This is a genomic window from Mesorhizobium terrae (assembly GCF_008727715.1).
GTDB lineage: Bacteria > Pseudomonadota > Alphaproteobacteria > Rhizobiales > Rhizobiaceae > Mesorhizobium > Mesorhizobium terrae.
Window position 1 is genome coordinate 2,666,155 of sequence record NZ_CP044218.1, and the last position, 24,656, is coordinate 2,690,810.

The 24,656-nt window shown below is 63.1% G+C and carries 28 protein-coding genes; 17 read left to right on the forward strand and 11 right to left on the reverse strand.

Features of this window, described 5'->3' with window-relative positions; translation table 11 throughout:
* Positions 1 to 425: 425 nt before the first annotated feature.
* From FZF13_RS14265 to FZF13_RS14285, 5 genes are all read left to right on the forward strand, one after another.
* Positions 426 to 752, forward strand: coding sequence for a hypothetical protein (locus FZF13_RS14265; RefSeq protein ID WP_024926648.1), 327 nt, complete (start codon positions 426 to 428; stop codon positions 750 to 752).
* 51 nt (positions 753 to 803) lie between these two features.
* Positions 804 to 1,469, forward strand: a complete 666-nt coding sequence (gene msrA / locus FZF13_RS14270) for a peptide-methionine (S)-S-oxide reductase MsrA (protein WP_024926649.1) — start codon at positions 804 to 806, stop codon at positions 1,467 to 1,469.
* A gap of 249 nt (positions 1,470 to 1,718) precedes the next feature.
* The gene (locus FZF13_RS14275; protein WP_024926650.1) at positions 1,719 to 2,708 is read left to right on the forward strand and encodes a BMP family lipoprotein; all 990 of its coding nucleotides are present in this window, start codon (positions 1,719 to 1,721) and stop codon (positions 2,706 to 2,708) included.
* Positions 2,709 to 2,889: 181 nt separating this feature from the next.
* The gene (locus tag FZF13_RS14280) at positions 2,890 to 3,345 is read left to right on the forward strand and encodes a GNAT family N-acetyltransferase (RefSeq protein ID WP_024926651.1); all 456 of its coding nucleotides are present in this window, start codon (positions 2,890 to 2,892) and stop codon (positions 3,343 to 3,345) included.
* A 94-nt stretch (positions 3,346 to 3,439) separates the two neighbouring features.
* Entirely contained in the window at positions 3,440 to 3,832 is a 393-nt protein-coding gene (locus FZF13_RS14285; protein WP_024926652.1) for a VOC family protein, read from the forward strand.
* A 17-nt stretch (positions 3,833 to 3,849) separates the two neighbouring features.
* Here the strand turns inward: FZF13_RS14285 and FZF13_RS14290 are convergent, their stop codons facing one another.
* Both FZF13_RS14290 and FZF13_RS14295 read right to left on the reverse strand, forming a co-directional pair.
* Positions 3,850 to 4,254 (reverse strand): hypothetical protein, encoded by a 405-nt coding sequence (locus FZF13_RS14290; RefSeq protein ID WP_024926653.1) that lies wholly within the window; start codon positions 4,252 to 4,254, stop codon positions 3,850 to 3,852.
* Positions 4,255 to 4,286: 32 nt separating this feature from the next.
* Positions 4,287 to 4,490, reverse strand: a complete 204-nt coding sequence (locus FZF13_RS14295; protein ID WP_024927252.1) for a SlyX family protein — start codon at positions 4,488 to 4,490, stop codon at positions 4,287 to 4,289.
* A gap of 200 nt (positions 4,491 to 4,690) precedes the next feature.
* On the opposite strand from FZF13_RS14295, the gene FZF13_RS14300 reads away from it, so the two are divergent.
* Genes FZF13_RS14300 through deoA form a run of 6 tightly spaced genes read left to right on the forward strand, consistent with a single transcriptional unit; the run spans position 4,691 to position 10,857 of the window.
* A complete protein-coding gene (locus FZF13_RS14300) occupies positions 4,691 to 6,223 on the forward strand; it encodes an ABC transporter ATP-binding protein (protein ID WP_024927253.1) in 1,533 nt (510 codons plus the stop codon).
* The gene (locus FZF13_RS14305) at positions 6,220 to 7,359 is read left to right on the forward strand and encodes an ABC transporter permease (protein WP_024926237.1); all 1,140 of its coding nucleotides are present in this window, start codon (positions 6,220 to 6,222) and stop codon (positions 7,357 to 7,359) included. The genes FZF13_RS14300 and FZF13_RS14305 overlap by 4 nt, the downstream gene beginning before the upstream one ends.
* Position 7,360: 1 nt before the next feature.
* Positions 7,361 to 8,332 (forward strand): ABC transporter permease, encoded by a 972-nt coding sequence (locus FZF13_RS14310; RefSeq protein ID WP_024926236.1) that lies wholly within the window; start codon positions 7,361 to 7,363, stop codon positions 8,330 to 8,332.
* 3 nt (positions 8,333 to 8,335) lie between these two features.
* Positions 8,336 to 8,728, forward strand: a complete 393-nt coding sequence (cdd, locus tag FZF13_RS14315) for a cytidine deaminase (RefSeq protein WP_024926235.1) — start codon at positions 8,336 to 8,338, stop codon at positions 8,726 to 8,728.
* Positions 8,725 to 9,531 carry a purine-nucleoside phosphorylase gene (locus tag FZF13_RS14320; RefSeq protein ID WP_024926234.1) on the forward strand — a complete coding sequence of 269 codons (807 nt, stop codon included), beginning with the start codon at positions 8,725 to 8,727 and terminating at the stop codon, positions 9,529 to 9,531. Before cdd ends, FZF13_RS14320 begins: the two co-directional genes overlap by 4 nt.
* Positions 9,532 to 9,537: 6 nt before the next feature.
* Positions 9,538 to 10,857, forward strand: coding sequence for a thymidine phosphorylase (gene deoA, locus FZF13_RS14325; protein ID WP_024926233.1), 1,320 nt, complete (start codon positions 9,538 to 9,540; stop codon positions 10,855 to 10,857).
* Between the two features lie 11 nt (positions 10,858 to 10,868).
* Here the strand turns inward: deoA and FZF13_RS14330 are convergent, their stop codons facing one another.
* The 3 genes from FZF13_RS14330 to FZF13_RS14340 form a co-directional block, all read right to left on the reverse strand.
* Positions 10,869 to 11,423, reverse strand: a complete 555-nt coding sequence (locus FZF13_RS14330) for a retropepsin-like aspartic protease family protein (RefSeq protein WP_024926232.1) — start codon at positions 11,421 to 11,423, stop codon at positions 10,869 to 10,871.
* A 122-nt stretch (positions 11,424 to 11,545) separates the two neighbouring features.
* Complete coding sequence (upp, locus tag FZF13_RS14335) at positions 11,546 to 12,175, reverse strand: uracil phosphoribosyltransferase (RefSeq protein WP_024926231.1); 630 nt, start codon at positions 12,173 to 12,175, stop codon at positions 11,546 to 11,548.
* A 92-nt stretch (positions 12,176 to 12,267) separates the two neighbouring features.
* A complete protein-coding gene (locus FZF13_RS14340) occupies positions 12,268 to 13,245 on the reverse strand; it encodes an adenosine deaminase (RefSeq protein WP_024926230.1) in 978 nt (325 codons plus the stop codon).
* Between the two features lie 112 nt (positions 13,246 to 13,357).
* Here FZF13_RS14340 and ubiE point away from each other — a divergent pair, with 112 nt between their 5' ends.
* The 3 genes from ubiE to coaBC are packed head-to-tail and all read left to right on the forward strand — an operon-like array spanning position 13,358 to position 16,979.
* On the forward strand, positions 13,358 to 14,134 hold the full coding sequence (gene ubiE, locus FZF13_RS14345; RefSeq protein ID WP_036255092.1) for a bifunctional demethylmenaquinone methyltransferase/2-methoxy-6-polyprenyl-1,4-benzoquinol methylase UbiE: 777 nt from the start codon (positions 13,358 to 13,360) through the stop codon (positions 14,132 to 14,134).
* 13 nt (positions 14,135 to 14,147) lie between these two features.
* On the forward strand, positions 14,148 to 15,722 hold the full coding sequence (ubiB, locus tag FZF13_RS14350) for a 2-polyprenylphenol 6-hydroxylase (RefSeq protein ID WP_024926228.1): 1,575 nt from the start codon (positions 14,148 to 14,150) through the stop codon (positions 15,720 to 15,722).
* A 24-nt stretch (positions 15,723 to 15,746) separates the two neighbouring features.
* Positions 15,747 to 16,979: a bifunctional phosphopantothenoylcysteine decarboxylase/phosphopantothenate--cysteine ligase CoaBC gene (coaBC, locus tag FZF13_RS14355; RefSeq protein ID WP_024926227.1), complete on the forward strand. Its 1,233-nt coding sequence runs from the start codon at positions 15,747 to 15,749 to the stop codon at positions 16,977 to 16,979.
* Positions 16,980 to 17,077: 98 nt separating this feature from the next.
* Here coaBC and FZF13_RS14360 read toward each other — a convergent pair whose 3' ends face one another.
* The 6 genes from FZF13_RS14360 to FZF13_RS14385 form a co-directional block, all read right to left on the reverse strand.
* Positions 17,078 to 17,548, reverse strand: coding sequence for a DUF992 domain-containing protein (locus FZF13_RS14360; RefSeq protein WP_024926226.1), 471 nt, complete (start codon positions 17,546 to 17,548; stop codon positions 17,078 to 17,080).
* 148 nt (positions 17,549 to 17,696) lie between these two features.
* A complete protein-coding gene (locus FZF13_RS14365; protein WP_024926225.1) occupies positions 17,697 to 18,545 on the reverse strand; it encodes a tetratricopeptide repeat protein in 849 nt (282 codons plus the stop codon).
* Positions 18,546 to 18,714: 169 nt separating this feature from the next.
* A complete protein-coding gene (gene rpsU, locus FZF13_RS14370) occupies positions 18,715 to 18,975 on the reverse strand; it encodes a 30S ribosomal protein S21 (protein ID WP_024926224.1) in 261 nt (86 codons plus the stop codon).
* Between the two features lie 192 nt (positions 18,976 to 19,167).
* Positions 19,168 to 20,523 (reverse strand): PepSY-associated TM helix domain-containing protein, encoded by a 1,356-nt coding sequence (locus tag FZF13_RS14375; RefSeq protein WP_024926223.1) that lies wholly within the window; start codon positions 20,521 to 20,523, stop codon positions 19,168 to 19,170.
* A gap of 89 nt (positions 20,524 to 20,612) precedes the next feature.
* Positions 20,613 to 21,002 carry a hypothetical protein gene (locus FZF13_RS14380; protein ID WP_024926222.1) on the reverse strand — a complete coding sequence of 130 codons (390 nt, stop codon included), beginning with the start codon at positions 21,000 to 21,002 and terminating at the stop codon, positions 20,613 to 20,615.
* Between the two features lie 179 nt (positions 21,003 to 21,181).
* Positions 21,182 to 21,940: an SDR family oxidoreductase gene (locus FZF13_RS14385; protein ID WP_024926221.1), complete on the reverse strand. Its 759-nt coding sequence runs from the start codon at positions 21,938 to 21,940 to the stop codon at positions 21,182 to 21,184.
* Between the two features lie 173 nt (positions 21,941 to 22,113).
* Between FZF13_RS14385 and FZF13_RS14390 the strand changes: the two genes are divergently transcribed.
* The 3 genes from FZF13_RS14390 to FZF13_RS14400 all read left to right on the forward strand — a co-directional run bounded on the left by FZF13_RS14390 (position 22,114) and on the right by FZF13_RS14400 (position 24,653).
* Positions 22,114 to 22,812, forward strand: a complete 699-nt coding sequence (locus FZF13_RS14390) for a HEAT repeat domain-containing protein (protein WP_036265094.1) — start codon at positions 22,114 to 22,116, stop codon at positions 22,810 to 22,812.
* Positions 22,813 to 22,974: 162 nt separating this feature from the next.
* Positions 22,975 to 24,228 carry a sarcosine oxidase subunit beta gene (locus FZF13_RS14395; protein ID WP_024926219.1) on the forward strand — a complete coding sequence of 418 codons (1,254 nt, stop codon included), beginning with the start codon at positions 22,975 to 22,977 and terminating at the stop codon, positions 24,226 to 24,228.
* Positions 24,228 to 24,653 carry a hypothetical protein gene (locus FZF13_RS14400; protein WP_036255084.1) on the forward strand — a complete coding sequence of 142 codons (426 nt, stop codon included), beginning with the start codon at positions 24,228 to 24,230 and terminating at the stop codon, positions 24,651 to 24,653. The genes FZF13_RS14395 and FZF13_RS14400 overlap by 1 nt, the downstream gene beginning before the upstream one ends.
* Positions 24,654 to 24,656: the final 3 nt, after the last annotated feature.

Below are 24,656 nucleotides of genomic sequence, written 5' to 3' on the forward strand. Positions count from 1 at the left end.
CCTTGCGCGTGATCGCGGCTGGTTGCACCGCGCCGGTCGATGGGATGCGCTCCCCTGGAAACCGGACCTTGGTCCGCGCCGGATTTCCTTATCGACCAAAGGCAATCCGTTTCCCGCGCCCTGAGCCGTCGAAGCTTCGGGCGCGGGGCTCATCTAGTCGATCCGACGCGGAATGCCAAGTCATATCGGCAGCGATCGTGGTGCTTCTCCGCCGCTTTCGGTCGCTGGTGCCCAAATGCCGGTCAAGCGTCGGCCATTGCCGGGTGAAATTCCGAGGTTCATGCGCGGGCCAGGCCTCAAGCAAATGCCAAGCCGAGGTGTCGGCGTCGCGGTGCGATCAACTGCGGGTAAAGTCGTCGCGCCGATTGCGCGAGCGGGCGCCAGGCCATATCTCTAGGGGCGAAACAGACGCTGGAAGGGCCTGCATGTTGCGTTTCCTGTTCAGGCTTGCCGCCATGGTGGCGCTTGCGATCGCGGTCATCATGGCCGTGCTCGACGCCACGCGCACGGTGGCTGCCTCGCATCTGGTGGTGACGCCGCTCAAGACGAGTTGGGGAGCGGTCTCGCCCGATACGCTTGCCGCCACGGAGGCTTTCGTGCGCGAAAAGGCCGGTGTCGTTGCCTGGGACGGGTTCGTCGACAAGGCGCTCGATCTGCCCGGATTCGCCTTGTTCGCGCTCCTGGCCTTCCTTCTCTACGCGATCGGTTATCGGCGGCAGCGGCGAACCGGGCGTGTCGCCACCAGTGCGTAACATTTTGGCGTCCGCAGCGAATTAGCTTTCGACGAAACAAGGAGAAATCACATGTTTTTCCTCAGTGACATGTTGAACAAGAAGCTCAACCTGCCGAAGCCGGAAGAGGCGTTGCCCGGCCGCGACAGGCCGATCCCGACCGCCTCGAAGCACTATGTCTCGAAACGGGCTCTGAAAGGCCCCTATCCGGAAGGCTTGGAAACGGCGCTGTTCGGCCTTGGCTGCTTCTGGGGCGCCGAGCGCCTGTTCTGGCAGACCGAAGGGGTCTGGGTGACGGCGGTCGGTTATGCCGGCGGCGTCACCGCCAATCCGACCTATCAGGAAACCTGCACGGGGCTCACCGGCCACGCCGAGGTGGTGCTGGTGGTGTTCGATCCGAAGATCGTGTCCTATGCCGAATTGCTCAAGCTGTTCTGGGAGGCACATGACCCGACGCAAGGCATGCGCCAGGGTAACGATGTCGGCACCACCTATCGTTCCGCCATCTACACCTTCTCGGATGCACAATATCAGGCCGCGGTTGCCTCGCGCGATGCCTATGAGGCGTCGTTGCGCAGTGCTGGACGCGGCAAGATCACGACCGAGATCGCCCCGGCGCCGACGTTCTATTTCGCCGAAGAGGATCACCAGCAATATCTGGCGAAGAACCCCTATGGCTATTGCGGGCTGAAGGGCACGGGCGTGTCCTGCGCCATTCCCGCCGCCGCGCCGGCCTGACGAACGGCTTTCGCCGGAAACCGCCAGCCTTGACGATGGCGGTTTTCCATTGCCGGCAAAGGATTTTTCATGGCGCCGCTTCGGCGCCATGCTTTTTCCAAAGGGTCAAAATTCCACGTGAATTTTGTCCGCAGCCGTGCAAGATAAAGCTTGAGCGGGAGGGAGAAGCTCCTGCCGGACGTCGCAAGCCGGGCCGGAACCTGGATTTGCGACCAAATTGGAAAAATAAACCGACAGGGTGTGGATCCTATGAAACGTATCGTTCTCGGCCTTCTGGCCGCAACCGCGATGATCTTCCCGGCCGTCGCCGAAGAGATCAAGCCGGCGCTGCTTTACGACCTCGGCGGCAAGTTCGACAAATCCTTCAACGAGGCTGCCTTTAACGGCGCCGAGAAATTCAAGAAGGAGAGCGGCGTCTCCTATGTGGAATTCGAAGTTTCGAACGCCTCGCAGCGCGAACAGGCGCTGCGCCGCTTCGCCGAAGACGGTCGCAGCCCGATCGTCATGGCCGGCTTCTCCTGGGTTGATTCCCTGACCAAGGTGGCCAAGGAATATCCGGAGCTGAAATTCGCCATCATCGACGATCAGGTCGATCTGCCCAACGTGCGCTCGCTGAAGTTCAAGGAACAGGAAGGCTCCTACATCGTCGGCCTGCTCGGTGCGATGGCCTCCAAGACCAAGAAGGTCGGTTTCATCGGCGGCATGGACATTCCGCTCATCCGCAAGTTCGGCTGCGGCTATGTCGGCGGCGCCAAGGCAAACGGCGCGACCGATGTCATCTACAACATGACCGGCGACACGCCGGCTGCCTGGAACGACCCGGCCAAGGGCGGCGAAATCGCCAAGACCCAGATCGATCAGGGCGCCGACGTGATCTACGCGGCGGCTGGTGGCACGGGCGTGGGCGTGCTGCAGGCGGCGGCTGATGCGGGCAAGCTCGGCATCGGCGTCGATTCCAACCAGAACGGCCTGCAGCCCGGCAAGGTGCTGACCTCGATGCTGAAGCGCGTCGACGTTGCTGTCTACAGCGCTTTCACCGACGCCAAGAATGGCAAGTTCACCGGTGGCATCAATAATCTCGGCCTCAAGGAAGGCGGCGTCGACTACGCCCTGGACGACAACAACAAGGCTCTCATCACGCCGGAGATGAAGGCTGCCGCCGACAAGGCCAAGGAAGACATCATTGGCGGCAAGATCCAGGTGCATGACTATTCGAGCGACAACAAGTGCCCTTACTGATCGGCATTTGACGGACGAATGACGAACCGCCGGGCGAAAGTCCGGCGGTTCTTTTTTGAGAACCGATAGGTCCGGCGTGGTCTATCCCGGCGATGCACTGTGCGCCTTGCCCTTGTGCGACCATGGCGGCAGAGGGTGGCGGTAATTCGAGGCGCTTTTGCCGACACTGACGAGAACCGCCATGCCCCCAGTCATTCGCAAGATGCGACATTCCGATCTCGCCGCGCTGGTGAAGCTACGCCACGTTACTTTCTTTGACGACGGCAAGATTTCGCGGGAAGCCGACCGGGCCGGGCTGGCGAAACTCATCGACGGCGATGGTTTCGAAGCCGGTTTCGTCGCCGAGATCGATGGCGAGCCGATCGGCTCGTGCCTGTTCGTGCGCGAGGAGATCGAGCCGCTGCATGAGGTGTCGCCATGGCTCGCCGGCCTGGTCGTCGCCGAAAATCATCGCGGACAAGGTCTCGGCACAACGCTGATCGCGGCGGTCGAACGCCATGCCCATGCAGTCGGCTGCCGCGAGTTCTATCTCTACACCGATAGCGCCGAGGCGCTCTACATCAAGCTCGGCTGGACGGTCGCCGAAAGGATGGTCATCGACGGCGAGCCACTGGTGCTGATGAAACGGAAACTTTAGCACGCTCTCAAAAGCCGGTCGCCGAACTGCCTCATCTGTCGTTGCCGCGTGCTAGAGTGCCTCGGCTGGGGATGCTGCAAGGGGAGATGACAGCATGGCGAGGGTAACCGGTATTGGTGGCGTGTTCTTTCGCGCCCAAGATCCGAAGCTGTTGGCCGAATGGTACGAGCGCCATCTCGGCATCGATGACATCGCCAAGACCGTATGGCGCCAGGATGCCGGGCTTACTGTGTTCAGTCCATTCGCTCAGGACACGGACTATTTCGGCCGCGACGAACAGCAGTGGATGGTCAATTTCCGCGTCGACGATCTGGATGGACTGATCGCCGGCCTAAAGGCCGCCGGCATCGCGGTCGAGACGCGGGGCGAGTGGGATTCCGAGGTCGGCCGCTTCGCCCGCATCCATGACCCCGAAGGCAATCCGATCGAATTGTGGGAGCCTTCGGCAGGCTCGTCGGCCATGGCGGATGAAGCCGGCGAAGGCTGACGATGTCCTGACGGCGATCAGCCGGCGAAACGCCCGGCAAGGTAGCCAAGCGCAAAGGCGATGATCAGCCCCGCGGCCACCGATAGGGCCAGCCGGCCGGGCAATGCTTGCAGGCCGATGCCTATCGGCGGGCGCGGGCCGTCGATGACGGGCTTGCCGCTTCCCACCCGATCCTGGCCGAGCGGCGGCATCTGTGGCAGCGCGGCGATATGGGCGGCGATGTCCTGCCAGGGGCGGCTGGTGTTTTCCGTGTCGCTGCCGGCGCGATCGAACAGATGCATGCGCTCGGCAAGTTGCATGACGGCATTGCGGAAGGCCGGATCGATTTCGAGGTCACGTTCGGCCCGCTCGCGGTCCCGTTCGTTCATCAGGCCAAGTACGTAGTCACTGGCCCGCGCAATGCGGTCGCCTTCTCCGGTCATCGCTGCGCCTCCCTCATCCCCCAAAACTCCTTCTACCAGTGCGGCGGCTTGGTGACCGGAACGTCCGGCGCCGTCTGCTCTTCCAGCGCGAGAAAGCGGCTGGTCAGCGCGTCGAGCTTCTTCTGGATGCGCTCGATCGTCTTCCACTGCTCCGCGATCTGGCCGGACAGCTCCTCGATGGTCTTGGCCTGTTCGGCGACGTGGATCTCCAGCGTCATCAATCGGTTGTCGGTCATGTCAATTTCCCTGGGGACCCTGCTCTCGCGGGCTTGAGTTGCACAACGGCGCCTGTCAATGGCGCATGCCGCGCGTGTTCGAAATTGACAAGCATGCCGGGATTTGTCGAGAGTGGGCGTCATAGCCGGCCAATTGGCAGGGGACAGGTGCCGTGCTAGTCATTTTGACCAAACGATAAAAAAATTATGGGAACGATCGCATGGCGGAAGCCGCAATCGAGCTGATCGGCATCAACAAGAGTTTTGGCGCCGTGCGCGCCAATCGCGACATCAATCTCGAGATCGCCCGCGGGACGATCCATGGCATCGTTGGCGAAAACGGCGCCGGCAAGTCCACGCTGATGTCGATCCTCTACGGCTTCTATCAGGCCGACAGCGGCGAAATCCGGGTCAACGGCAAGCCGGCTTCGATCAAGAGCTCCAACGACGCCATCGCCGCCGGTATCGGCATGGTGCATCAGCATTTCATGCTGGTCGACAATTTCACGGTGCTGGAAAACATCATCCTCGGCGCCGAGAGCGACGCGCTGCTCAAATCCTCGATCGCCAAGGCGCGCGCCGAGCTTGATCGGCTGGAGCATGAATACGGGCTGGAGGTCGACCCCGACGCGATCATCGAGGAGCTGCCGGTCGGCCTGCAGCAGCGCGTCGAAATCCTCAAGGCGCTCTATCGCGGTGCCGAAATCCTCATTCTCGATGAGCCGACGGGCGTGCTGACACCGGCCGAAGCCGACCATCTGTTCCGCATCCTCAAACAGCTCAAGGACCAGGGCAAGACGATCGTGCTGATCACGCACAAGCTGCGTGAAATCATGGCGATCACCGACACTGTTTCCGTCATGCGCCAGGGCACGATGGTGGCGACGCGCGTGACCAAGCAGACCACCGTCGAGGAACTGGCCGAGCTGATGGTCGGGCGCCGCGTGTTGCTGCGGGTCGAGAAGGGCGAGGCCAAGGCCGGCGAAGTCAAGCTTTCGGTCAAGAACCTCGTGGTGAAGGACCAACGCGGCGTCACCATGGTTGACGATGTTTCATTTGACGTGCGCGCCGGCGAGATCGTCGGCATCGCCGGCGTCGCCGGCAACGGCCAGTCTGAGTTGCTGGAGGCGATCTCCGGCATCCGCAAGGCGGTTTCGGGCAGCGTCACGCTGGACGGCAAGCCGATCGATCTGACAGGGGCCGCCGATCCGGCCGAATTGCGTCGGCGCGGGCTCGCGCATGTGCCGGAGGACCGGCATCACGTCGGCCTTGTGCTGGCCTTCGAGGAGCATGAGAATTCGATCCTCGGCTATCACGCGGACAAGCGCTACGTGAAAGGGCCGCTGCTCGACATCGACGCCATCGTCGCCGACGCCGAGGACAAGATCGCGAAATACGATATCCGGCCCGCCAATGCGCGCTTGAAGACCGCCAATTTCTCTGGCGGCAACCAGCAGAAGATCGTGCTCGCGCGAGAAATTGAACAAGATCCCGGGGTGCTCATCGTTGGCCAGCCGACGCGCGGCGTCGATGTCGGCGCCATCGAGTTCATCCACAAGCGGCTGATCGCCATGCGCGATCAGGGCAAGGCGGTGTTGCTGGTCTCGGTCGAACTCGACGAGATCCGCTCGCTTTCCGACCGCATCCTTGTGATGTTCGCCGGCCGTGTCGTCGGCGAGCGCGGACCGGATGCGAGCGAAGGCGAACTCGGCCTGCTGATGGCAGGTGTCGAGCAGAAAGAGGCAGCCGAATGAGCACACCTTATGCCAAGCTGCCGGCCTGGGCCGACTATGGCCTGATCCCGCTCATCAATCTTGCGGTCGCCTTTGCCGTCGCCGGCCTGGTGGTGTTGCTGGTTGGGGAAAATCCCTTGCGCGCCGCGGTCATCCTGGTGGAGGGGGCGTTCGGCCGCGGACAGGGCATCGCCTACACGCTGTTCTACGCCACCAATTTCATCTTCACCGGCCTTGCGGTTGCGGTGGCCATGCATGCCGGCCTGTTCAACATCGGTGGCGAAGGCCAGGCCTATGTCGCCGGGCTCGGTGTCGGCCTGGTCTGCCTGGCGCTCGACAGGGTCGTGCCCTGGTTCGTCACTTTCCCGTTCGCCATCGCCGGCGCCGCTCTCTTCGGCGCGGCTTGGGCCTTTATCCCGGCCTATCTGCAAGCCAAGCGCGGCTCACACATCGTCATCACCACGATCATGTTCAACATGATCGCGGCGAGCCTGATGATCTACATGTTGCGCGACGTGCTGAAACCGGAGGCGATGCAGGAGGTCAAGACACGCACGTTCGAAGCGGGCGCCCAATTGCCCCGGCTGAACTGGATCATCGAACTGTTCGGCGCCAAGATCCGTTCGGCGCCGTTCAACGTCTCCTTCCTGCTGGCCCTGGTCATGGCCTATCTGGTCTGGCTGCTGATCTGGCGAACGAAGCTCGGCTACGAGATACGCACCTTCGGCTTCAGCCAGAAGGCCGCGCGTTATGCCGGCATTTCGGAAGTGCGGGTGACAATCATCGCCATGCTGATTTCGGGCGCGCTCGCCGGCATGATGTCGATCAACGCGATCATGGGCGACCAGCACAGCGTCTATGTCGATCTGGCCGGCGGCGCCGGCTTCATCGGCATCGCCGTTGCGCTGATGGGGCGCGCGCATCCGGTGGGTATCATCCTGGCGTCGATCCTGTTCGGCATGCTCTATCAGGGCGGCGCCGAGCTCTCCTTCGAGATGCCGGCCATCAGCCGCGACATGATCGTCATCATCCAGGGTCTCGTCATCCTGTTCGCCGGCGCGCTGGAGCACATGTTCCGGCCCTATATCCAGACACTGTTCGCTTCGTTCAGTCCGAAATCGGTCGGCATGGCGGCGGTGAAGGGCGAGGGGGCCTGACATGGATTTCTTCAACATCGTCATCCAGACGCTGGACTCCACCATCCGTCTGTCGGTGCCTTTGCTTCTGGCCTGCCTGGCAGGGCTCTATTCCGAGCGGTCAGGCATTTTCGACATCGGCCTCGAAGGCAAGATGCTGGCCGCCGCTTTCGCAGGTGCCGCCGCTGCATCGGTCTTCCACTCGGCCTGGATTGGCCTCGGCATCGCAATCCTGATTTCGGTGTCGCTGGCCCTGGTGCATGGCTTCGCCTCGATCACCCATCGCGGCAACCAGATCGTCTCCGGCCTCGCGATCAACTTCGTCGCCGCCGGCTCGACCATTATTCTCGGCCAGGCATGGTTCCAGCAGGGCGGCCGCACGCCGGCTCTGGCGCCGAACGAACGGTTCGAGGCGATCACGCTTCCCGGCGCCGACGCCATGCGCGACGTGCCGATCATCGGACCGATCTATTCGGAGCTGATCTCCGGCCACTCGTTGCTGGTCTACGTCGCCTTCCTGGCGGTTCCATTCACCTGGTGGGTGTTGTTTCGCACCCGCTTCGGCTTGCGTCTCCGCGCCGTCGGCGAGAACCCGGCGGCGGTCGACACCGCCGGCATCTCGGTCACCTGGCTGCGCTACCGCGCGGTCATCTGCACCGGTATCCTGACCGGCATCGCGGGCGTCTATCTTTCGATGGTGCAGAGCGGCGGCTTCGTGAAGGACATGACGGCGGGCAAGGGTTACATCGCGCTTGCCGCGCTGATCTTCGCCAAATGGCGGCCGGTCAACGCCATGTTCGCCTGCCTGCTGTTCGGCTTCCTCGACGCGTTGGCGATCCGCCTGCAAGGAACGCCGCTGCCCATCATCGGCAAGGTGCCGGTGCAGTTCATGCAGGCGTTGCCTTATGTGCTTACCGTGATCCTGCTTGCCGGCTTCATCGGCAAGGCGATCCCGCCGCGCGCCGGCGGCGTGCCCTATGTGAAGGAACGCTGACCGATGTCGCATGACCTCTACCTCGCCGCCAAGGCGGCCATGGCCAAGGCCTATGCGCCTTATTCGAAATTCCCGGTGGGTGCAGCGCTGCGCACCGAGGATGGGCGCGTGTTTTCCGGCGCCAACATCGAAGTGGCGTCCTATCCGGAAGGCTGGTGCGCCGAGACGACCGCATTGGGCCATTACATCATGGGTGGCGGCGGCAAGATCGTCGAGATCGCGGTCATCGCCGAACGCATGGCCAAATGCTCGCCTTGCGGCGGTTGCCGCCAGCGGCTCGCCGAATTCACCCGGCCCGATACCAAACTCTATCTCTGCGACGAGACCGGCGTGGCCGAGACGGTGACCATGGGCGAGATGCTGCCCTATGGGTTCCGGGGCGACATCCTCAAATGAAGGACGCGATCGATCGCCTCGTCGAGCGGCTGGACGGTCTTGTGCCGAGTGCCGCGCTCGTGCTGGGCTCCGGGCTCGGCGGACTGGTCGATGAGGTCAAGGACGCCATCCGCATTCCTTATGCCGAATTGCCCGGCTTTCCGCAGAGCGGCGTGACCGGTCATGCCGGCGCGGTGGTGGCGGGACACTTCGCCGGCAAGCCGGTGCTGATGCTGGCCGGTCGGGCGCACTACTATGAACATGGCAATGCCGCCGCGATGCGCCCGGTCATCGAAACGCTGGCCGGCATCGGCGTGACGAAGTTGCTTTTGACCAACGCCGCCGGCTCCGTCGACCCGGACATGCCGCCCGGATCGGTGATGCTGATCGACGACCACATCAATTTCTCCGGCTCCAATCCGCTGTTCGGCGAGCCAACCGACAGGCGTTTCGTCGGGCTGACCGAGGCCTATGATGCTGGCATGCGGGCGGCGATCGAGCGGGCGGCGAAGTCGACCGGCACTGTCTTGCACAAAGGCGTCTACATGTGGTTCTCCGGCCCGTCCTTCGAGACGCCGGCGGAAATCCGCATGGCGCGCATCATGGGCGCCAACGCGGTCGGCATGTCGACCGTGCCGGAGGTGATCCTTGCCCGGTTCTTCGGCCTGCGCGTGGCGGCCTGCTCGGTCATCACCAATCTGGCCGCCGGCATGACCGGTGCGGAACTCTCCCACACCGAGACCAAGGACATGGCGCCGATCGGCGGAGCCAAGCTCGCCACGGTGCTGAAGAAGATGTTCCAGGACGGCTTGCTGGACGGGTGAGCCTTCATGCTGCCTCAGGAAATCATCCGCAAGAAACGCGACGGCTTCAGGCTGTCGGCTGACGAAATCGCTGCCTTCGTCGCCGGCATCACCATCGGCTCGGTCAGCGAGGGACAGGCGGCGGCGCTGGCCATGGCCGTCTTCTTCAACGGCATGAGCCGGGAGGAGGCGGTGGCGCTGACGCTCGCCATGCGCGATTCCGGCGACGTGCTCGACTGGTCCGACCTGCCGGGCCCGGTCACCGACAAACACTCCACCGGCGGGGTTGGCGACAATGTCTCGCTGATGCTGGCGCCGATGGTGGCGGCCTGCGGCGCCTATGTACCGATGATCTCGGGACGCGGTCTCGGCCATACCGGCGGGACATTGGACAAGATGGATTCGATCCCTGGCTATATCAGTCAGCCAGATGTCGCTCTGCTGCGCAAGGCGGTACTCGAGGCGGGTGCGGCCATCATTGGCCAGACCGGCGATCTCGCCCCCGCCGACCGGCGCCTCTATGGCATTCGCGATGTCACCGCCACGGTGGAGTCGGTGCCGTTGATCACGGCCTCGATCCTGTCGAAGAAACTGGCGGCCGGCCTGCAATCGCTGGTGCTCGACGTGAAGCTCGGCAACGGCGCCTTCATGGAAAAGTCGCGCGATGCGACGGCGCTGGCCACCAGCCTGGTCGAGGTGGCGAATGGCGCGGGTCTGAAGACCAGCGCGCTGATCACCGGCATGAACGAGCCGCTCGCTTCCGCCGCCGGCAATGCCGTCGAAGTCTTGAATGCGGTCGATTTCCTGACCGGCCGTTATCGCGACAAGCGGCTGGAAACGGTGGCGCTGGCGCTGGCCGCGGAAATGCTGCAGTCGGCGGGTCTCGTTTCGTCCAATCAGGATGGCATGCAGCGCGCCACTGAGGCGCTGGCCAGCGGCCGGGCGGCGGCCGTGTTCGGCCGTATGGTCAGGGCGCTCGGTGGGCCGGCCGATTTCGTGGAAAAGCCTGGAAAATACGTGCCCGTGGCGCCGGTTCAGTTCCCGGTGAAAGCCCCGCGCAGCGGTTTCGTCACCGGTATCGCGACCCGCGACATCGGTCTTGCCGTGGTGACCCTGGGCGGCGGCCGCATCCGCCCACATGACAGCATCGACCACACGGTCGGGCTCACCCGGCTCCTGCCGGTCGGTTCCGAAGTGCGCATCGGCGAAGCGCTGGCGCTTGTCCATGCCCGCTCGCAAGGTGACGCCGAGATAGCCGCCGCCGCAGTGATTTCGGCCTATACGATCGGTCCCGCCAAGCCGGCCGGCGAAAAGGCGATCATTCGAAGGATCGCACCGCGCGCCTGACGCCGACGGCGCTATTGCGCCATCATCAGCGCGCCATTCTCGACCGTGTATTTGTCGAGCCGTTTCAGGAAGCTCATGCCGATGAGGTTGGTTCCGAGCGACCTGTCGTCGATGATGACGGCGTCGACATCGTCGAGCGCGATCTTGCCGATCTGCAGGCTGGAGAGGCGAACCAGCGCCACCTTGACCGGGCCGTTGGCAGTGTTGACCTGATGGTTGAAATCGGCCGGGCCGACGGAGACGCCGACGCGGCGCGCCGTCGAGGCGTTGAGCGCCACCAATGTGGCGCCCGTGTCGACCATGGCGTCGACCTGACGACCGTTGATCTTGAAGCTCGCCAGGAAATGCCCAGTCGCATTGGCCTCGATCAGCACCTTGCGGCCCAGCGGCTGTTGCGGCGCGGAGTTTGCCGTTGCCTGAGCGGCAGGCGAGGAGATGTTCTGGACCGGCGCGTTGGAGCCGGTTCCCAACAGCCGCTCGAGCAACTGCGGGTTTGCCTGAAAGATGCTGGGTATGGCGGCGGAACCGCCGGCGAAGATACCCAGGATGACCAGTTTACGCAGCATGAAACGCCCCTATGCGAGGCGCACCCTAAGCCGTCTTGGTATTCGACGCTTTAATGCCGGCCCGTGAATGCGTGCCTTGGCGTTGAAACCGCTGGGCTGCGTAAACGAAGGGTAAAGGCAGCCTATTTGGTGCCGAACATACGGTCGCCGGCATCGCCGAGGCCGGGCAGGATGTAGCCCTTCTCGTTGAGCTGGCGGTCGATGGAGGCGGTGTAGACCGGAACATCCGGATGGGCGCTGGTGAAACGCTCGATGCCCTCGGGCGCGGCAAGCAGGCACAGGAAGCGGATGTTGGTGGCGCCGCGCTCCTTCAACTTGTCGATGGCCGCGATCGCCGAATTGGCGGTGGCAAGCATCGGGTCGACGACGATGATGAGGCGGTCGGCGAGGTCGCTTGGCGCCTTGAAGAAATACTCCACCGCCTGCAGCGTCTCGTGGTCGCGATACAGGCCGATATGGGCGACGCGCGCCGCCGGCACCAGATCGAGCAGCCCTTCGAGCAAGCCGTTGCCGGCGCGCAGGACCGAAGCGAAGACAAGTTTCTTGCCTTCCAGCGTGGGGGCTTCGATCGTCTCGAGCGGGGTCTCGATGGTCGTCTTAGTCAGTTCGAGATTGCGGGTCACCTCATAGCCGAGCAGCAGCGAGATCTCGCGCAGCAGCCGCCGGAAGGAAGCCGTCGAGGTATCCTTGTTGCGCATGATGGTCAGCTTGTGCTGGACAAGCGGATGGTCGACGACGGTTACGCCCTTCATGGTCTTCTCCTCGATGCTTGGAAAAGACCCTAGCGGCTATGGCTTGGCCGATAAACGCCCAAGCCTGCTGGAACCACAGTTTTTGCGGGCGTTCAGCGCGCGCCGGCCTTGTCCAGCCGTGCGATGAGAGTGGCTTTGGTCTTCTTGTCGACGAAGGCAGCCTCGATCGCGGTACGGGTCACGGCGGTCAGCGCCTTTTCGTTCATGCCGAAATGCTCGGCCGCGATGTCGTATTCGCGCTTCAGCGAAGTCCAGAAATAGGGCGGGTCGTCGGAGTTCAGCGTCACCTTGCAGTCGGCGGCCTTCAGGGCCGGAAAGGGATGTTCGGCGAAACTGTCGAACACCTTGAGCGCGATGTTGGAACCCGGGCAGCATTCCAGAACGACGCCTTCGTCGGCGATGCGGCGCACGAGGTCTGGGTTTTCGATGGCGCGCACGCCATGGCCGATGCGGGAGGGGCGGATATGGTCGAGAGCCGCCTGCACGCTTTCCCAGCCCATCAGTTCCCCGGCATGGATGGTGATGCCAAGGCCGGCCTCGCGCGCGATCTCGAAGGCCCGCACATAGTCCTCGAAGTCGCCCATGCGCTCGTCGCCGGCAACACCGAAACCGGTCACCAGCGGGTGGTTGCATTTGGCGGCGAAACGGGCGGCTTTCTCGATCGCCTCGACGCCGACATGGCGCACGCCGGTGACGATCATGCGCCCTTCGATGCCGGTCTTGGCCTTGGCGCGCACCATGCCTTCGCCGAGCGCGTCGGTATAAGCCTTGGGCGACAGGCCGGCGCGGATGGCATGATCGGGCGAGGTGAAGACCTCTGAATAGATGGCGCCGTCGCGCGCCAGGCTGGTCAGATAATGTTCGGCCAGCAGGACATAATCCTCCTCGGTGCGGAAGAGATCGGCGGAGAAGTTGTAGGCGGCAAGAAACGAGGTGAAGTCATGCCACACGAAAGACCCGTCGCGGATGAAGGGCGAGGGGTCCTTGCCATATTTCCGCGCCTGCTGGATGACGAGTTCGGGCGCCGCCGCCCCTTCGACATGGCAGTGCAATTCGGCTTTCAAGATCATGAGGCATTCCTGTGAACGGGCCGGCCGGCGCGGCCGAACACCGCGCCTTTGACAATAGCGTCGCGTATCTCGATCGGCTATGGTCCGGCCGATTTTATGGCGGATCGAAAAGATGTCAGTTGAGAGAACCACTGCGGCCGGTGGCATGGAGACCTCCTACGGCTTCAGGCAGGTGGGCAGCGGCGAGAAACAGCCGCTGGTCAACGAGGTGTTCCACAAGGTCGCCAAGCGCTACGACCTGATGAACGACCTGATGTCGGCCGGCATGCACCGGTTGTGGAAGGACGCCATGGTCGCTTGGCTCAATCCACCGAAGCGGCCGGGCTGGAAGGTGCTGGATGTGGCGGGCGGCACCGGCGATATCGCATTCCGCATCATCGACGCCAGCCAGGGTCAGGTGCATGCCACCGTGCTCGACATCAATGGCTCGATGCTGGCCGTCGGTCGTGAGCGGGCGGAAAAGCGCGGGCTGGCGGCGAATACGGATTTCGTCGAAGCCAATGCAGAGGAACTGCCCTTCGCCGACAACTCCTTCGACGCCTATACGATCGCCTTCGGCATCCGCAACGTGCCACGCATCGAAGTTGCGCTTGGCGAGGCATTCCGGGTGCTGAAGCCCGGCGGGCGGTTCCTGTGCCTCGAATTCTCCGAGGTTGAGATGCCGTTGCTCGACAAGGTTTATGAGAGCTGGTCGTTCAACGCCATTCCGAAGATCGGCAAGGCCGTGACCGGTGACGGCGAGCCATACGCCTATCTGGTCGAATCCATCGCCAAGTTCCCGAATCAGCAGAATTTCGCCGCCATGATCGGCGCGGCCGGTTTCGAACGCGTCAGCTTCCGCAACTATACCGGCGGCATTGCCGCCGCGCATTCGGGCTGGAAGCTTTGAGGCAGGTGCGTTCATGAGTTCGGTCGGCGCTGCATTCCGCCTCGTTCGGGCCGGCTGGGTGCTGGTGCGCGAGGGCGTCGTCGCGGCGATTCCCGGCGACCAGCTTTCCGGCCTGCCTAAATTCGGCTGGCGGATGGCGCGGCTGTTCACCCGCCGCCGGGCGTTGCGGGAAGGCAGAAGCGATCGCATGGCGCATGCGGTGGCCCGCCTCGGGCCGTCTTACGTCAAGCTTGGGCAATTCCTGGCCACGCGGCCGGATGTGGTCGGCAACGACATCGCGCTCGATCTTGCGCTGCTGCAGGACAAGATGGGAACCTTCCCGCAATCGCAGGCCATTGCCGCCATCGAGTCTTCGCTCGGCCGGTCGCTTTCCGACCTCTATGCACGTTTCGACGAACCGGTAGCTGCCGCCTCGATCGCGCAGGTGCATGAAGCCGAAGCGTTGCTGGAAGGGGTGCCGACCAGGGTAGCGGTCAAGGTGATCCGACCTGGCGTGCGCAGGCGCTTCCATCACGATCTCGAAAGCTACTTCCTCGCCGCGCGCCTGCAGGAAAAATACATCCCGTCGTCGCGGCGCCTGCGCCCCGTAGAAGTGACGGAGACGCTCGCCCAGACCACCAAGATCGAAATGGACCTGCGTCTCGAGGGTGCTGCGCTTTCCGAACTCGGCGAGAACACCAAGGCCGATCCCGGCTTCCGCGTGCCTTCGGTCGACTGGGAGCGCACCGGCCGCGACGTGCTCACCATGGAGTGGGTCGACGGCGTCAAGATGAACGACATAGCGGGGCTGGCCGCCGCCGGCCACGACCTCAAGGCGATCGCCGCCAATCTGATCCAGTCGTTCCTGCGCCATACGCTGCGCGACGGCTTTTTCCACGCCGACATGCATCCGGGCAATTTGTTCGTGGAAGCCGATGGCACCATCGTGGCGGTCGATCTCGGTATCGCGGGCCGCCTTGGCAAGAAGGAGCGCCGGTTCCTCGCCGAAATCCTCTACGGCTTCATCACGCGCAACTATCTGCGCGTCGCGGAAGTGCATTTTGAGGCAGGCTACGTGCCGCACAAGCACGACGTTGCCGCCTTCGCCCAGGCGATCCGCGCCATCGGCGAACCGATCCACGGCCAGCCGGCCGAAACCATCTCCATGGCGAAGCTCTTGACGCTGCTGTTCGAGGTGACCGAACTGTTCGACATGCAGACGCGCCCGGAACTGGTGCTTTTGCAGAAGACCATGGTGGTGGTGGAAGGCGTGGCCCGCACGCTCGACCCGGCCTTCAACATGTGGAAGACCGCCGAGCCGGTGGTGGGCGACTGGATCCGCTCCAATCTCGGCCCGCGCGGCATGCTGGAAGATGCGCGCGAAGGCGTCGGCGCGCTGGTTTCGCTGGCCCGGCAGGCGCCTGACCTCGCGGCGCGCGCCGAGCGGCTGTCGCGCGAGATTGACCTGATGGCCGAACATGGCCTGCGGTTCGACGACGCAACCGCCAAGGCGATCGGCAAGGCGGAAGCCCGCCACACACGGTCGGGCCGCGTTGCGCTTTGGGTGATCGCGCTGACCTTGATCTTCATTGCCTGGAAGCTAATCTGACAGCATTGCTGTTGAGAGCAAAGCATGACCCTTTCCGGAAAACGCATCCTGCTTGTCATCGGTGGCGGCATCGCCGCCTACAAGTCGCTGGACCTGATCCGGCGGCTGCGCGAGCGGGGTGCCGCGGTGCGCTGCGTGATGACGGCGGCGGCGCAGCAATTCGTCACCCAGCTCTCGGTCGGCGCGCTGTCGGCCGACCATGTCTTCGCCGATCTGTTCGATCGCCAGGATGAGCACGATGTCGGCCATATCCGGCTGTCGCGCGAGGCCGACCTCATCGTGGTCGCGCCGGCGACCGCCGACCTGATGGCCAAGCTTGCCAATGGTCACGCCAACGACCTCGCCTCCACGGTTCTGCTCGCCACCGACAAGAAGGTGCTGATGGCGCCGGCGATGAATCCCAGGATGTGGGCGCATCCGGCGACGCGGCGCAACCACGCTACGCTCGTCAAGGACGGCGTCAGTTTTGTGGGGCCTACGAAAGGCGAGATGGCTGAAAGCGGCGAAGCCGGCGAGGGCCGCATGGCCGAGCCGCTGGAGATCGTGGCGGCAATCGAGGCGCAATTCGACAGCCGGCCGAAGCCATTGGCCGGCAGGAAGATCATCGTCACCTCCGGGCCGACGCATGAGCCGATCGATCCGGTGCGCTACCTCGCCAACCGTTCGTCCGGCAAGCAGGGGCATTCGCTGGCTGCCGCCCTGGCCAAGCTTGGCGCCGAAGTGCATCTGGTCTCGGGTCCGGTCGCCATCGCCGATCCGGCGGGCGTGGCAACGGTCCATGTCGAGACAGCGCGGCAGATGCAGGCAGCCGTGGAAAGCCTGCTACCGGCCGATGCGGCGGTTTTCGTCGCGGCGGTGGCGGATTGGCGGACAGCGGGTTCCGCCGAAGAGAAGATCAAGAAGGTGGCCGGAGAGGGGCCGCCGGCACTGCAGATGGTGGAGAACCCCGACATTCTCGCCGGTGTGGGCCACCATGCGAAGCGGCCATATCTGGTGGTCGGCTTCGCTGCGGAAACGCAGGATATTTTGAAGAATGCGGCTGCCAAACTCAGCAAGAAGGGCGCTGACTTCATTGTTGCCAACGACGTCTCGCAAGACAGTGGCATCGGCCCCGGCGGCGTCATGGGCGGCGACCGCAACCGGGTGCGCATCGTCTCGAAATCGGGCGTCGAGGAATGGCCGGAACTCAGCAAGGAAGCCGTCGCGGCGCGCCTTGCCGAGCTGATCGCGGAACGCCTGAAAACGACGGTCGTCTAGCCTCGCCCGCACGAGGGGCGGGTTTCGCGGCTCCAGCCAAGCGGACTGCCACGCAATGGTCGGGCCGGGCGAAGACGCCCGACCCTCGCGCTCAACTTTTACTTCAGCGAATGCTGCAGCTCGAGCGAAGTCACGGCGGCAGCGACATTGAGGCCGGTCTGCGCCTGTACCGAGAGCGGCTGCAGCGCGTAGGAGTTGTCGAAGCCGCCGACCAAAACGTTGAGGCCGCCGCCGGTGACGACGCTCGCTTCGGCGTTGACGCCGAAATACTTGCCGGCCAGAGCACCTGAATCGTAGCTGCTCGATGCCGCCAGAACCGCCCAGGACAACTGGCCCTGATGGGTCATGCCGAGATCGACGCCGAGTTTCGAGATGACGCCGGTGTAGAGTTCGGACTTGCGGCTGTTATAGGGGCGGAAGGTGCAGGTGACGCCCTTGTTCGAGGCGATGATGTAGGACTGACCGCCATCGATGACGCAATCGAGGACGCCGAGTTCCAGCTTGCCGGCATGAGCCGGGGCCGCGAAGGCGAGCGTTGCCAGTGCGGCGGAAATGACGAGCTTTTTCATGGGGACGGGTCCTTCCAATGTTCCATGCCGGATAACGGTCCAGCGCGCGCAGCGTTCCAGAAAACCATGGCGCGACAGCGGCAAGGTCGGAGCGTGGTCAAAATAGGAGATGGCCGTTGCTCATCGGCAACGGTGAAACAGCAACGGCTCAGCCGGCGCTGCTCACTCTGGAGAGGCCGTCCTTGGCCGGCTGGTAGGTTGGCGCCAGTCGCGCCGCCTCGCGATAGGACTTGGCGGCCTTGGCCTTGTCGCCGCGCCGTTCATAGATCAGGCCCTGGTTGGTCCAGGCTTCGGCGTTCTTGCCGTCGAGCTTGATGGCCATGTTGAAGTCGGCGAAGGCGTTGTCGTCCTGGTTGAGCGCCAGGTAGGAGAGGCCACGACCGTTATAGGGCTCGGAAGCGTCCGGCGACAGCGAGATGGCGGTCGAGAAATCCTCGATCGCGAGATTGTGCTGGCCCTGGGTCTGATAGATCAGGCCGCGATTGTGATAGGCGCGCGCGTCGGTGGTATCGAGCTGGATCGCCTTCTGGAAATCGTTGAAGGCGTCCTGCGTGCGGTTGGCCTTGCGGTAGAGGTTGCCGCGGCCGATATAGGCGGCGTCGTAGTTCGCGTTGATCTGGATGGCACGATTGTAGTCGGCAAGCGCCTTCTGCTGGTCGCCGATGAAACGGTAGATCAGCGCGCGGTTTGAATAGGCCTGGTAGAAATCGGGCTTCAGCTGGATCGCCGTGTCGAAGTCCTTCAGCGCGGCCTGGTATTTGCCGCCGCGGCCGAGCGCCGAGCCACGCACATTATAGGCTTCCGGGTCGCGCGGGTTGCGGTCGACGACTGACGACAGCGAGGAGATGTTCTCGCTCGATCCCTGCGCCTGGTCGATGGAGCCGAGCTCGCCGGTCGGGGTCGACTGGCATCCCGCGAGCGCCAGGCCCGACAGCAAGGCTGCTGTCAGAACGAGCCTGTTCACGGAGTTTCCACGCTCTGCGGTCAAAACATGCATCGGCTGCCGTATCCTCAATATCCGACGCCCGGCATTCCGGATCATCGCACCGGCCCCTATCCCGCAGTCCTGCGTATACAAATACCGGCTTGCGTCAAACAAAAAGGTGGCGGCGATTTCCATCGCGCCACCTTGGCTATCCTTCGAAAAGGACGAAAACTTGGCAGGATCAGCGCGGAGCGCGCGCTGCACCGGCGCCAGCAGGAGCCGGACGCGGGGTCGAGGGCAACAGGCCTTCGCGCTGAGCGCGCTTACGGGCCAGCTTGCGGGCGCGGCGCACGGCCTCGGCCTTCTCGCGAGCACGCTTCTCGGACGGCTTCTCATAGTGACCGCGCATCTTCATTTCACGGAAGATGCCTTCGCGCTGCATTTTCTTCTTGAGCGCGCGAAGCGCCTGATCAACGTTGTTGTCGCGGACGAGTACCTGCACGGGCGATCCTGTCTTTCAATTTGAAATCATTGGGCTATCGGCAATAGCCCTAAGCTTCCGCAGCGGCTTCCACCGCGAATTCTGGCGGCTGATAGCAGAATCGGGATGGAATGTCCACAGTTCAAGCGGAAAACTTGGTGCTTTCCGTGCGCCACGCCGGACACACGGAAAGCCGTTCCTCTTCTTATCCTGTTATCCGACCGCGCGCCACCGCCTCGTTAGGATCATGTCGAAGATGAGAACGAAAATCAGCGATGCGCCGACAAGCGGATAGATGGCGCCGCCAATGGCGAGGATGGTGACGACGCCGGCGAGCTTCCTGCGGTCGCCGGGCAGCGGCGGAACGCCGAGCCGCCCTATCGGCCGGCGTTTCCACCACATGATGGCCGCGCTGACCGCCAAAATCACGATGGCGATGCAGGCGGCAAGCAGCACATATTGATTGAGGGCGCCATATTGCTGGCCGAGATGCACATTGATGCCCCATTCCATTGCCTTCGCGCCCGGCCCGTAATCGGCATAGCTCAAATCGATCAATGGCTTGCCGCTATACTGGTCGAGGTGGACAACGCGCTGCTTGTCGAGATCGTCGGGGTAGACGGAGCCGGTATAGACGCCTTCGGCGGTCGTCGGGATGTTGACGGCGTAGCCTGGCGCCAGCCCAAGCCGATCGAAGGTCTTCATCGCTTGGTCGACGGAGATAGCAGCGGTTCCGGACACCGAGGATAGCGGGACTTCCGCCTGCTGGAGCGACCAGCTGGTCTGGCCGAGATGGTTCATGTGCTCGTCGGACATTGGCACATTGACCCTCAGGCCGGTGGGGTAGCCGAAATTGCTGCCATTGGCCCACTCGTTCACCTTGTCTCCCCAGAAGACGGACCAAGGCATGCCGGTGATGGCGAGGAACAGGATTACCGCGCCGACGAAAATGCCGGTCACGGCATGGAGGTCGCGCCAGAAGATGCGCTGGCTGGGTGCGCCGCGTACGCTGACCACGCCGCCGCGGCCCTTGCGAGGCCACCACAGATAGATGCCGGTCGCCACAAGGAGGATTGCCCAGCCGCCCGCTATCTCGATGGCGGTCCGGCCGATGGTTCCGAAAAAGCTCAAGCTGTGAAGATCGCGGACGAAGGTCATGATCGTGCCCTTGTCCGGCAAGGTACCAAGCACCGCGCCCGAATAAGGGTTCACATAGACCGCCAGCTTTTCGCCGTCGGTCTTCTTCACGGTTATCTCGGCCGATGAGGTTGGGGTGGCCGGTGTCGTGAATTTCACCGCTGTGCCCGGAACGCGCGCGATGGCGGCTTCGATCATCGCCGACGGGGTCGCCGTGGTCGCGGCGACCTCGACACGCTTCAGATCGGCGTGGACGAGGGCATCGATCTCATCGCGGAAGAGATAGAGCGCGCCGGTGACGGCGAGCGTGATCAAAAAGGGCAGCACAAGCAGCCCCGCATAGAAATGCCAGCGCCAAACAGCGCGGTAGAGGTCGGATGCATTGGTAGGGCTGGCCGGACGCGCCGCCTGCCTGAGAGCAAGATCAGTCATGGTCTTTCACCGAAATGGAGGAATGGTTCGACGGTCCCGCACCGGCACGTCAAAAGACGCGGCGACCGCGGAACTGTCGTTGGTTCTCGTCAGTGAAAGGGTGCGGGCGGTCCCCGGGCGTCGAACGCAAGGTCGCGAACGGAAGGCAGACGGCCGTCTTCATTCGGGACATTGAAGTGGAGATCGCGATATGCTGGCGGCGGCGCAAGCAGCGATGCCGGTGTGGTCGTGGGGACCGCGATCAGCCCCGCCGATATCTGGCACAGGCTTCCACAGGGACAAAGGTTCTTCTGGTGGGTATTGGATGGGTTTGGCGGTGCATCGCCCGACGGCGCGCAGATGACAAAGCCGGCATCGTCGAACGCCGCCGCCATCGCCCCGGAGGAAAAGCCGGAGACCAATGCCTGGATGACGATGAAATAGACGAAGAGCGCGGCAACGATGTTCCGCGTCAGCCTGTCTTTCAGAGCGCCCCTCATCTCCTCCATGGACGAGGTGAATAGCGGGAGACGCCGCGCCTGTCACCGCGACAGGCTGTAGCTGGCACGGGCTGGGTGCATGGCCTCTCTTGTCCGGCGAAAATATCTCGAAGTCTCACCCCTTCTCCAGCATTGGCCGGAGAAGGGATGAATTCAGGGAAATTGAGATCGATTGGAGCTCAGGTGCGGTTGATGGAGACGCCGCCGTCGGCGAACAAAGCCGTGCCGGTGGTGAAGGACGATGCGTCCGAAGCGAGATAAAGCGCCGAGCGGGCGATCTCTTCGGGGCGGGCGATGCGCTTCAGCGCATGCAACCCCTCGACGAAAGCACGTTCATCGGCGGTCTTGAAGGTCGCCGCCGGCGTGTCGGTACCGCCCGGCAGCAATGCATTCACGCGGATGCCTTCGCGTCCGTATTCGGCGGCGAGCACCTGGGTCAGGCCGACCAGGCCGGCCTTGGCGGCGGCGTAGGCGGCCATGCCTGGCATGCCGGCGGTGACGCCGACAAAACTCGAGGTGAAGATCAGCGAGCCGCCACCACGCGCCAGCAGCGCGGGGATCTGATGCTTGGCGGCGAGGAAGGCACTGGTCAGATTGGTGTCGAGGACGTCTTCCCAGGTTTTGCGCGGCATATCGGATACCGGGCCCATCGGGCCGACGGCGCCGGCATTGTTGAAGGCGACATCCAGTCCGCCGAAGCGGGCCTGCGCCAGTTCAACCAGAGCCTTGGCATGGGTTTCGTCATTGACGTCGCCGGCAAGGGCGACGGCCTCGCCACCTTCCTCGGCGATTTCGGCGACGAGCGCATCGAGCTCGGCCTGCCGGCGGCCGGCGACGATGAGCTTGGCGCCTTCGCGGGCAAAGAGCAGCGCGGTGGCGCGGCCGATGCCTGAAGACGCGCCGGTGACGATGGCGACCTTGTTGGTCAATGCGAGCATATGCTTGGTCCTTTCCAGAAGTGGATGGCGCTTGCTCGCAGATCGATGGAAGGCGAACCACCCGAAACGCGCCGGATCTGATGCCCCTTGCTGCCGAATGAAAGTCAGGTTATCGAAAACCTCTGAAAACATGCGGGTGGACGCGCCACCCTTTTCAAATGACTCCCCAAAAAATGATCGAGAGGTTGCTCGAACCCGAGTTCGAGGACGTGAGCAAATTAATCTGGGATGTCTACGGCCAATTCTACGACGGATTTCCGATTGCGAACCTTCGGCCCTTGATTACTTCGCCGTCTGAGGAGGTGCTGCGGCGAGGCGCTTTTCTAGCCAATGAACTTGGTTGGAAGGTGAGGGCGCTGACGCAGGAAATAGCTGCGCTTCTGGATTGTTCCAATTCAGGCATTCGCTTTTATGCGATTGGGGCTCTAACTGCTTGTACTACGCCAGAAGATGGTGAGGTTTTGGGAAAGCTACTTCAGCATCTCGAAGACCCCGACAGTGGTGTCCGATGGCGTATGGTTGAGTTTGTTCGCTTGGCTGGTTCCAAACAATTTTCAGCAGCGATCAAAAATGCGGCATTGCAGCGGCCTGACTCGATTTATACTGAAATCAGCAAAGTCATCAGATGGTCTATGCCTGTGTCGGAGGCTCAAGTTCGAGGGTTGGCAAACCACTCAGATCCAGGGGTCCGTTTACTTGCGGCAGGTATCGCCTTGAGACCGCGCAAGATCATAGATGAAAAGTTCGCCGAGATTGTCTTGGAAGCCGGTGAGCCCGAACTAAGTGATCTGATTTCGCGAGCGTTTCAACACCACGCGATACCTATCGACGCCGAATTCGGGCGAGTTGAGAAATCCAGGCTAAAAGACTGAAGTAGTCATGTCTCTTGCATCGTTCGTGTTGGATTTTCGAGTGAAGGCACGGCACAAAACGGCAATTGCCGTCGCAAACAGCGCTGGGATGGCAGCCATGTTTCGCTAGTGATACACCTCGCGCGTCGGACGCCCGATTGCCCATACGCGAGGCTAGGTAACGTGAAAAAATATTCGGTATTCGCCATCGCCCGCGAGGCCATGCGCGGCCACAAGGGCTGGGAGGAGCAATGGCCCTCGCCGGAGCCGAAAAAGAGCTATGACATCATCATCGTCGGTGCCGGCGGGCATGGGTTGGCCACTGCCTATTATCTGGCCAAGGAACATGGCCTGACCAACATCGCGGTGCTGGAAAAGGGCTGGCTCGGCGGCGGCAACACTGGCCGCAACACCACCATCATCCGCTCCAACTATCTCTATGACGAGAGCGCCGGCATCTACGACCATGCCGTGAAGCTGTGGGACGGCCTGTCACAGGACCTCAACTACAACGTCATGTATTCGGCGCGCGGCGTGATGATGCTGGCGCACAACGTGCACGACGTCCAGGTACTGAAGCGCCACGTCCATGCCAACCGCCTGAACGGTATCGACAATGAATGGCTGACGCCGGAAGAGGCGAAGGCCTACTGCCCGCCGCTCAACATTTCGCGCAACGCGCGCTATCCGGTGGTGGGCGCCACCCTGCAGCGCCGGGGCGGCACCGCCCGTCACGATGCAGTCGCCTGGGGTTATGCCCGTGGCGCGGCGGCGCGCGGCGTCGACATCATCCAGAATTGCGAGGTTACCGGCATCCGGCGTGGCGCCGACGGCGCGGTAACCGGCGTCGATACCTCGAAAGGCTTCATCGGCGCGCGCAAGGTTGGCGTCGTCGCAGCTGGCCATTCCTCGGTCATCATGCAGATGGCCGACGTGCGCATGCCGCTGGAAAGCTACCCGCTGCAGGCGCTGGTGTCGGAACCGGTCAAGCCGGTTTTCCCCTGCGTGGTCATGTCCAATACGGTGCATGCCTATATCTCGCAGTCCGACAAGGGCGAACTGGTGATCGGCGCCGGCACCGACCAGTATGTCTCCTATTCGCAGACCGGAGGCCTGCACATCCTCACCCATACGCTGGATGCCATCTGCGAGATGTTCCCCATGTTCACGCGCATGAAGATGCTGCGGTCCTGGGGCGGCATCGTCGACGTCACGCCGGATCGCTCGCCGATCCTGGCCAAGACGCCGGTCAAGGGGCTCTATGTCAATTGCGGCTGGGGTACGGGCGGTTTCAAGGCGACGCCGGGTTCGGGGCACGTCTTTGCGCACACCATCGCGCGCGACGAGCCGCATCCCATCAACGCGCCTTTCACCATCGAACGGTTCCGCACCGGCCGCCTGATCGACGAGGCGGCGGCCGCCGCCGTCGCGCACTGATGCAGACGCTGGCGGCGACGATGGCTGTGGCTGCGCCCTTCGTGTTGACCGGCGAGAAGGGGATGTTCCACCTTCCGCAAGCCAGCGAGGTTCGGCTGCAGGAGATCAATCGCGTCGCTCACGAGGATGACTGGCCGTTTTCGGTGCCGTCCGGTTTTCTCGCCTGTGTCTGGAGCGGTGGTCGTAAGACCGTTAGTTTCGTGGAAAAGCGGGAACACGACGGGGATGACACGCCAGCACTGCGCACCGTCATCATCTCCACGGACCCCTTTCAGGTCACCCTGTTGAACATGGCAAACCGCGACCTCTTCCAGCCGATGGATTCGGTAGAAACACTGATCAAGCGCGTGGCGCCCTTCGAAGCGCTCGGACAACGGCTTTGCGACCAGCCGCAAGGCGCGCGCATCGGCGACGGTGAATTATAGGAA

What these genes read in the sequence shown, in the direction of transcription:
- FZF13_RS14310 (WP_024926236.1), top strand. Translation starts at nt 7,361, where the DNA reads ATGGATTTCTTCAACATCGTCATCCAGACGCTGGACTCCACCATCCGT.
- FZF13_RS14290 (WP_024926653.1), bottom strand. Translation starts at nt 4,254, where the DNA reads ATGACCGGAGAAGGCGACCGCATTGCGCGGGCCAGTGACTACGTACTT.
- FZF13_RS14295 (WP_024927252.1), bottom strand. Translation starts at nt 4,490, where the DNA reads ATGACCGACAACCGATTGATGACGCTGGAGATCCACGTCGCCGAACAG.
- msrA (WP_024926649.1), top strand. Translation starts at nt 804, where the DNA reads ATGTTTTTCCTCAGTGACATGTTGAACAAGAAGCTCAACCTGCCGAAG.
- coaBC (WP_024926227.1), top strand. Translation starts at nt 15,747, where the DNA reads ATGACCCTTTCCGGAAAACGCATCCTGCTTGTCATCGGTGGCGGCATC.
- ubiB (WP_024926228.1), top strand. Translation starts at nt 14,148, where the DNA reads ATGAGTTCGGTCGGCGCTGCATTCCGCCTCGTTCGGGCCGGCTGGGTG.
- FZF13_RS14390 (WP_036265094.1), top strand. Translation starts at nt 22,114, where the DNA reads ATGATCGAGAGGTTGCTCGAACCCGAGTTCGAGGACGTGAGCAAATTA.
- FZF13_RS14330 (WP_024926232.1), bottom strand. Translation starts at nt 11,423, where the DNA reads ATGCTGCGTAAACTGGTCATCCTGGGTATCTTCGCCGGCGGTTCCGCC.
- FZF13_RS14285 (WP_024926652.1), top strand. Translation starts at nt 3,440, where the DNA reads ATGGCGAGGGTAACCGGTATTGGTGGCGTGTTCTTTCGCGCCCAAGAT.
- FZF13_RS14360 (WP_024926226.1), bottom strand. Translation starts at nt 17,548, where the DNA reads ATGAAAAAGCTCGTCATTTCCGCCGCACTGGCAACGCTCGCCTTCGCG.
- upp (WP_024926231.1), bottom strand. Translation starts at nt 12,175, where the DNA reads ATGAAGGGCGTAACCGTCGTCGACCATCCGCTTGTCCAGCACAAGCTG.
- ubiE (WP_036255092.1), top strand. Translation starts at nt 13,358, where the DNA reads ATGTCAGTTGAGAGAACCACTGCGGCCGGTGGCATGGAGACCTCCTAC.
- FZF13_RS14375 (WP_024926223.1), bottom strand. Translation starts at nt 20,523, where the DNA reads ATGACTGATCTTGCTCTCAGGCAGGCGGCGCGTCCGGCCAGCCCTACC.
- FZF13_RS14400 (WP_036255084.1), top strand. Translation starts at nt 24,228, where the DNA reads ATGCAGACGCTGGCGGCGACGATGGCTGTGGCTGCGCCCTTCGTGTTG.
- FZF13_RS14275 (WP_024926650.1), top strand. Translation starts at nt 1,719, where the DNA reads ATGAAACGTATCGTTCTCGGCCTTCTGGCCGCAACCGCGATGATCTTC.
- cdd (WP_024926235.1), top strand. Translation starts at nt 8,336, where the DNA reads ATGTCGCATGACCTCTACCTCGCCGCCAAGGCGGCCATGGCCAAGGCC.
- deoA (WP_024926233.1), top strand. Translation starts at nt 9,538, where the DNA reads ATGCTGCCTCAGGAAATCATCCGCAAGAAACGCGACGGCTTCAGGCTG.
- FZF13_RS14365 (WP_024926225.1), bottom strand. Translation starts at nt 18,545, where the DNA reads ATGCATGTTTTGACCGCAGAGCGTGGAAACTCCGTGAACAGGCTCGTT.
- FZF13_RS14340 (WP_024926230.1), bottom strand. Translation starts at nt 13,245, where the DNA reads ATGATCTTGAAAGCCGAATTGCACTGCCATGTCGAAGGGGCGGCGGCG.
- FZF13_RS14265 (WP_024926648.1), top strand. Translation starts at nt 426, where the DNA reads ATGTTGCGTTTCCTGTTCAGGCTTGCCGCCATGGTGGCGCTTGCGATC.
- FZF13_RS14280 (WP_024926651.1), top strand. Translation starts at nt 2,890, where the DNA reads ATGCCCCCAGTCATTCGCAAGATGCGACATTCCGATCTCGCCGCGCTG.
- FZF13_RS14385 (WP_024926221.1), bottom strand. Translation starts at nt 21,940, where the DNA reads ATGCTCGCATTGACCAACAAGGTCGCCATCGTCACCGGCGCGTCTTCA.
- FZF13_RS14380 (WP_024926222.1), bottom strand. Translation starts at nt 21,002, where the DNA reads ATGAGGGGCGCTCTGAAAGACAGGCTGACGCGGAACATCGTTGCCGCG.
- FZF13_RS14305 (WP_024926237.1), top strand. Translation starts at nt 6,220, where the DNA reads ATGAGCACACCTTATGCCAAGCTGCCGGCCTGGGCCGACTATGGCCTG.
- FZF13_RS14320 (WP_024926234.1), top strand. Translation starts at nt 8,725, where the DNA reads ATGAAGGACGCGATCGATCGCCTCGTCGAGCGGCTGGACGGTCTTGTG.
- FZF13_RS14300 (WP_024927253.1), top strand. Translation starts at nt 4,691, where the DNA reads ATGGCGGAAGCCGCAATCGAGCTGATCGGCATCAACAAGAGTTTTGGC.